Annotated in this window: 6 protein-coding genes and 2 pseudogenes; 3 read left to right on the top strand and 5 right to left on the bottom strand. The window is 42.3% G+C overall.

Features of this window, described 5'->3' with window-relative positions; translation table 11 throughout:
• From ACFVSH_RS21115 to ACFVSH_RS21100, 4 genes and pseudogenes are all read right to left on the bottom strand, one after another.
• Window positions 1-435 (bottom strand): MFS transporter (locus ACFVSH_RS21115; protein WP_387707672.1); only part of this gene is annotated, 435 nt, incomplete at its 3' end.
• A gap of 134 nt (window positions 436-569) precedes the next feature.
• Window positions 570-1,814, bottom strand: a complete 1,245-nt coding sequence (locus ACFVSH_RS21110) for an iron-containing alcohol dehydrogenase (protein WP_387604315.1) — start codon at window positions 1,812-1,814, stop codon at window positions 570-572.
• Between the two features lie 109 nt (window positions 1,815-1,923).
• The gene (locus tag ACFVSH_RS21105; protein ID WP_387707671.1) at window positions 1,924-3,129 is read right to left on the bottom strand and encodes a hydroxyacid-oxoacid transhydrogenase; all 1,206 of its coding nucleotides are present in this window, start codon (window positions 3,127-3,129) and stop codon (window positions 1,924-1,926) included.
• Between the two features lie 18 nt (window positions 3,130-3,147).
• A pseudogene (locus tag ACFVSH_RS21100) lies at window positions 3,148-4,567 on the bottom strand (aldehyde dehydrogenase family protein).
• A 598-nt stretch (window positions 4,568-5,165) separates the two neighbouring features.
• Between ACFVSH_RS21100 and ACFVSH_RS21095 the strand changes: the two are divergent.
• From ACFVSH_RS21095 to ACFVSH_RS21085, 3 genes are all read left to right on the top strand, one after another.
• A complete protein-coding gene (locus ACFVSH_RS21095; RefSeq protein WP_387707669.1) occupies window positions 5,166-5,831 on the top strand; it encodes a GntR family transcriptional regulator in 666 nt (221 codons plus the stop codon).
• Between the two features lie 88 nt (window positions 5,832-5,919).
• Window positions 5,920-6,138 carry a topoisomerase C-terminal repeat-containing protein gene (locus ACFVSH_RS21090; RefSeq protein ID WP_387604307.1) on the top strand — a complete coding sequence of 73 codons (219 nt, stop codon included), beginning with the start codon at window positions 5,920-5,922 and terminating at the stop codon, window positions 6,136-6,138.
• 58 nt (window positions 6,139-6,196) lie between these two features.
• The gene (locus tag ACFVSH_RS21085) at window positions 6,197-6,421 is read left to right on the top strand and encodes a hypothetical protein (protein ID WP_387604305.1); all 225 of its coding nucleotides are present in this window, start codon (window positions 6,197-6,199) and stop codon (window positions 6,419-6,421) included.
• A gap of 220 nt (window positions 6,422-6,641) precedes the next feature.
• Here ACFVSH_RS21085 and ACFVSH_RS21080 read toward each other — a convergent pair.
• Window positions 6,642-6,996, bottom strand: a pseudogene (locus ACFVSH_RS21080) (glutathione-dependent formaldehyde dehydrogenase); the annotation flags it as partial.

Genomic DNA, 6,996 nt, shown 5'->3' with positions numbered 1-6,996 from the left:
CCCGATAGCTGTACCAGAATTAAAAATCCCGTTTGCAATGCCCCGTTCGTGTGACGGCAGCCAGTCTGAAATAACGCGCGTATTGGTCGGAAACGCTGGAGCCTCTCCGATTCCCATTAAAACGCGGATACCGATCAGTCCGCCAAGCGAACGTCCCATTCCAGTAAACACCGTACAGAGCGACCACCAAACGATGGCAATCGAATACGTTAAGCGTGCCCCCAATTTATCAACGATTACCCCGACCGGGATCTGCATTAAGGCATACGACCAAAAGAACGCTGACCCCAATATCCCGAATTCGACTGCCGAAAGCGAAAGATCCTTCATCATCGAGGGTCCTGCAATGCCAAGAATTGCCCTATCCATATAATTGATTGTTGTTGCGACGAAAAGGAGTACCACTACAAGCCATCTTCCATTGGTCTTTTTCATACGTCACCTCATTAGAAAATTATATTCAGGTAGAAAAAATGCTGCGGGAAATCCATATGTCCGAAAAAAGTTGAAAAGGGGAAACTGATTCGAAATCCCCTGAAATTCCAGGTGATTATCAAATTGATTGGTTTTTATACATTCACGATGGCCGTTTCTGAACTTTTGGCACTGCTTGCATTGCGATTACCATTATTAAAACCTTCAAAATCCCCCTCATAAGCCTTCTCTATAATCAGTTGGATATCCGATGCCTTCGTCAGCCTTGGATTAACGACCACGTTTCCGCTTCGCATGGAATCTTCCACTAATTTCGGCAAAACGTCCAATGAGACTCCAAGCTCTTTAATATTTAGAGGAATATTCATGCTCCGATTCATTTCGACGATGGTTTCGATTGCTTTCTCGGCTGCTTGCGCATTGGATAAACCGCTTACATCCATTCCTAAAGCTATTGCAATTTCCCTATACTGGTCTTCACATGCCGGCAGATTGAATCTCATCACGAATGGCAATAGTGCCGCATTTGCGATTCCATGCGGGATATTAAAGACTCCTCCAAATGTATGGGAAATGGCGTGTACATTACCCAGTCGGGATTGTGAAAAGGCTGCACCAGCTAACAGGGAGGCTACAAGCATGTTTTCCCTGCTTTCCATGTCCGTTCCAACAAAGTACGATCGCGTTAAATTTTCACCGATCATCTTAATGGCCTGCATCGCGAAAGCCTTGCTGACAGGGTTGGCAGATTTTGAGGTATAAGATTCAATTGCATGAGTAAGAGCATCCATACCAGTTGCTGCAGTGATCTCTTGAGGCAAATTCAATGTAAGGGCAGGATCCAATATAGCTAGCTTTGGAAACAGAAGTGAACTAAGTACTCCTAATTTAAAAGAGGTGTCCTTATTCGTTACCACTGTCGAATTAGTAGCTTCACTGCCAGTTCCAGCCGTAGTCGGGATTGCTATGATCGGGAGCGGATGGTTGGAAATCTTTCCAACTCCTTCATAATCCAGGATATGGCCGGGATTAGTAGCCATTGCCGCGATGCCCTTGGCTGTGTCAATGCTGCTTCCTCCGCCTACAGCCAGAACCGCCTCCAGCTTTTGCTGGTTAAGATACACTGTACCCTGTTGGATTGTTTGAGCCGATGGATTAGGCTCCACCTCATCGTAAATCTCAAAATAAAGGTTTGCCGAAGCAAGGGATTTTTCAATGCCTTGTAAGAGACCGGCTCCTCTAACCCCTTTATCTGTTACGATCAGCACACTCGATACACCTAAATCCTTAATTAGTTCCCCTGTTTTTCCAGATATTCCGTTACCGCACTCCACCCGTGTCGGCATACTATATGTAAAAGGCATAAGTGACATTTTCATCTTCCTCCCCTTTTATATTCTATTAGATAGTGAAACCCTTTCCGCCCCGGTCTGCAAATCCATCATGAATGATGCTTAACCTTCCAGGGACACCATTCCTCCAAGTAATCTATAAAGCTTTTCTAAGTAATTCTTCTAAACTGTGCTGGGTTGGCACTCTTGGGTTATTCCGAATCAGGCGATCGATTTGGAGGGTCTTCTCAGCAATTTCGGGAATATCCTCTTCTTTGATCCCAATCTCCGTCAGCTTTGTAGGCAGTCCAATTTCCCCAAGCAGGGTAAGCACAGCTTTTGAAGCAGCCAAAGCGGCTTCCTTATCGGAGAGGCCATCCGAGTTCACATTGAATGCTTGGGAAATCCTCACCATTTTTTCTGTTTCTACAACTGCATTATATTCCATGACATATGGAAGCAAGAGCCCGGTCACCTCTCCATGCGGTGACTTCACAAGCCCTCCGATTGGGTAAGCCAATGCATGGGCTGCAGCCGTACCTGCATTTGAAAAGGACATTCCAGCAAGCAGGCTGCCCATTAGCATATTGGAACGGGCCTCGAGATTGCTCCCTTGCTGCACAGCAAGCGGCAGGTTTGTTGCAATCAATTCAATAGCTCTATAGGCGAGTGCATCGCTAATGGGGATTGAACCTTGGAATAAAATGTTTCCTTCTGCCTGGATATATGCAGAAGGTTTGGCTGTGTATGCCTCTATCGCATGTGACAGAGCATCAATTCCAGAACAAGCTGTAACATAAGCGGGAAGCCCTAACGTTAATTCTGGATCAAGCAGAGCAACGGTTGGTCTTAGGTAGTTATCCGAGATACCAACTTTCAGGTTATTTTCCACATCGGTCAATACCGCTACTGATGTCACTTCCGAACCGGTTCCAGCCGTCGTCGGAATCGCTACAAGAGGGGCGATTGGACCGGGAACCTGGTTTTCCCCGCCATAATAATCCAGGGGATGCCCTCCATGGGCGACCAACAAGGCGACGATTTTGGCCATATCAATGCTGCTTCCTCCGCCAAGGCCAATTACTGCATCAATATCCATTTGAGATTCCGCAAACTTAAAACAGTCCATCGCCGAAAGTACAGGCGGCTCCGGTACGACCTGGTCATAGATAACTGTTTCGTAATTTGCTTGCTCCAACAACGATGAAATTCTGTCCACGATACCAGCGTTTTTGATCCCTGGGTCAGTAACGAGCAAAATGTTTTTCGCCTTTAGCCTTTGCAGGATTGAATCCAATTGCCCGATCGCCCCGTTTCCAAATACGATTCTTTCGGTAGAATAAAAATCCCATGTGTTTCTCATATCCCTTACCTCCAAAGTCTATAGATTGATGACGACAAGTTTTTCGTCTGTCATCTCTTGCATGGCATAATGCGGTCCTTCTTTGCCAATTCCGCTGTCCTTCACGCCTCCATACGGCATGATATCGGCACGGTATGTAGAAACATCATTGATGATCACACCGCCAAAATGAAGTTCCTGTGTTGCCCGCATGGCCAAAGTGATATCGGATGTAAATAAACCAACTTGTAAGCCGAACTTCGTATCATTGGCCTGATAGAAAGCCTCCTCGATTCTATCGAAAGGAATGATGCTGATCACCGGTGCGAACACTTCCTGGCAGACTACCTTCATTTCCGGTTTCACATCTATTAATATAGTAGGTTCCAGGATCGATTCCCTCCTTTTCCCTCCATATACCACTTTGGCCCCTAGACGCCCGGCTTCCTGAATCCATTCCTCTGCACGCCTTGCTTCCTTCTCGGAAATCATGGGACCAATGTCCGTGGAAGGATCTGCAGGATTTCCGACCTTCAAGCCCTTTGCCACCTTGACTGCCTTCTCCACAAACACATCGCAGATATCTCTATGAACGTAGATGCCCTGCATTCACATACCCCCGCGTGACACAGAGCTCAACTGCTCTGTCTAAATCAGGGACATCCTTGTGAATGATATTTGGGGAGTTATTCCCTAATTCCAAGGTAACCTTACGAATTCCCGTACTGCTCTTAATATGCCGGCCTACGCCGGGACTCCCTGTAAAAGTGAACATCGCAATTCGTTCATCCTCCAAAAGGTATTGACCTGTTTCCTGCCCAAACCCGTTGACCACATTCAGAAAACCTGCGGGCAATCCAGCTTCGGAAAAGATTTCTGCTATCTTGCATGCAATGAGCGGCGTCAGTTCAGCCGGCTTCAACACGATTGTATTTCCCGCTGCCAAAGCAGGTGCCACCTTGTGGATGGTGAGATTGAACGGGAAGTTAAACGGGGTGATTGCACCGATAACTCCAACAGGAACCCGGATGGTGAAAGCCATCTTATTGTCATTTCCAGACTGCCCCAAAGGGACACCCGTACCAGCAATCCGTTTTGCTTCTTCCGCTGATGCAATCATTGTTTGAATTCCTCTATCGATTTCCCCTCTGGCGTCCTTCAATACTTTACCGACTTCCTGAACCAGAATCATCGCCAACTCTTCTTTTCTTTCTTTCGCGATTTCCGCTGCACGCATTAAAATCTCGTAGCGTTGATCGGAATCTAGCTTTCTCGTATTAAAGGTTTCCAAGGCATTGGTCACCGCTTCAGAAACAATTTCGCGGGATGCCCTGCCAATCTGGGCAATTTCTTCTTTGTTATATTTGTTCTTAACAGCGATTGTATGTTGATCGGATATCCATTGCCCATTTATGAAATGGCCATAAAGTGCATTTTTTCGACTAAGCGATGTGCTCATTGAAGATTCCTCCTTTGAAAAATAACGATCACTTTTTTCACTTCACAGTTATTTCTGCTAATAGATGGAATAAATTCAATCAGGAAAACGCTCTCTATAAAGCGCTTTCATTTCAAATTCATGATTTTGTCTGCCTATCAATGCTCTTTAGCAAACTGTTTATCTTATAGAATGCCATTTCAAAAATCATATGTAATCGTTTCCGAAAATATATCATATAATATACAATTGTGTAAACATTTAAAATTAAAAAAATTCTGTCTATTATTAAAAAACATTGATATTACAGTGTTTTTAACAAAAAATAATGAATACAGATTAATTTTTTCACAATTATCCGGATAATTTTATATATAATCCTCCCAAATTCTATTAAATATCATATATAATTATCAGTAAGGAAGATATATTTTTACAGCTTTCCAGCAGACTAGTCGGTCTCTTTCCAAACTGTCTATTCTTGATATCAATATGGATTCACCTTATCTTACTGATAGGGTAAACACGTTTTAAGTTGCTTCAGTTATAATTTAGGTTGTTACATCAATATGCAATAACACTTTTTCTCATAGAATTTTTTCAAGTTAGGGGCATTTCGATGATAAAAGAAAAAGAACGCGGAGAGACAACGGAATATGTATACAATTTATTAAAGGAAAAGATTTTTGAATGGGATTTATCACCGGGCCAAAAAATCAATATCAGCCATTTAACCCGGGAAATCAACATTAGCGCCATACCTCTCAGAGAAGCATTGTCTCGACTTCATTCCGAGAACTTAGTCGTTTTGGAACCGAATAAGGGGTATCGTGTCAGTGACATATTAGATGCGGAAAATATGGCGAAAATGCTAGAGGCCCGGATATTACTGGAGACGCATGCGGTCCGTAATATGATCCGCTTAAATAATATAAGCGCGACGGAAGAAATGGCCGCGCTTACAGATGAAATGTTTTCCACAAACACAGGTGCTTCCAACAAAAAAATACTCGATTTCACTCATTTAGATCAACAATTTCACCATGCCATCATGCAAGCTGGAGGAAACTCATTTTTATATGAAGCGTATAAAGGCATGCACTGCCATCTTCATATAGGCCGGTTTTATCATGTCAAAGGTGAAATCGACCAAAAAGACGCACCATCAGAACATATGGAAATCATTGAGGCCATCCGGACAAGGGATGTATATAGAGCCGAGATTGCAATCTCCAGCCATATACAGGATTCCATAGATCGTTTATTGGAGAGGACAAAGAGATAATATTTGGAAGCTATTAAGGATAATCTTCTTCGGATATCAGTCATCGTAACGCTTTGATCACATTTCATTTTACTTGGATGCTCGGAATATGCAAGTGGGTGTAAACAGACATTCCCCTCTCAAACGCTTAAAGAAAGTGACAGAAAAACATGTGAAAGATTTATGCACCAACAAGAAAACAAGTGTGATCAAAGGTATGAAACCAAAGGCAAAAGAAAAGAAGCCTTTTGATGCTTCTCTTGTTTTGAAAGTTGATGGATCGATTGGATTTGAATTTTTTAAAAAAACATTTGGTAAATCAAAATAACAAACTAAAATTCCTATCACGATTGTTAAGGATTTTACTATAAAAGAGTATATGCCGAATGATTCGCAGAATGAGTCCACTTATTGCTATAACCTTTTCTGATTTTGATCTCCAAAGAAAAGAAAGAGTATATGATATAAATCCAAACGAAAAAAGTAAAAGAAACAATAACCCTATAACTAATTTGCCACTTTTAGTTTTTGTAGGTCGTGGGTTTTACTTAATGAAAAAACCTCTGAAAAAAGATAGCTTAGAGCACCAAAAAAAGACGATTTTCCCTTAATGTGGGCAAAATCGTCTTTTCTTGTGCTTAATTTGAATAAGGTAAATGTACCTCTCAAGACAGGGGTGTTCACTTTTCTTAAATCTTCTTCTATGCGTATTTCATACAGAAGTAAAAATTACTCCAAAAAATTTAAAAAAGGGTTTGATACCTTCCCTTCTTACTCATAGTCCATACCCATAGTTGTAAAATCTATTTTTCCAAATGAAAACAACCATCTTTATGGCTTAAGGACCACTTTAATACATCCATCTGTCCTTGTATCAAATACTTCATACCCATGCTTTGCTTGGTCAATTGGAAGTACATGGGTTACAACATCGCCAGGATCTACTTTTCCTTCTGATATTAGTTTATAAAGGTAGGGCATATATGGAATAACAGGAGCCTGTCCGGTTTTAATATCCACGTTTCTTTGGAAAATATCTCCTAGGGGGAATCCATTATAACGTCCGCCATAAACGCCTGTTATTTGTATGGTTCCCGCCTTACGTACGGCTTGGGACGCAATTACAATCCCTCCCATGGCTCCCCCATGTAATTTAAGACCCGATGCAAGATATTCCATCGGAGTC

It is taken from the genome of Peribacillus sp. NPDC058002 (assembly GCF_042886655.1).
GTDB classification, from domain to species: Bacteria; Bacillota; Bacilli; order Bacillales; family DSM-1321; genus Peribacillus; species Peribacillus aracenensis.
This window is presented reverse-complemented; position numbering and strand designations above follow the sequence as displayed.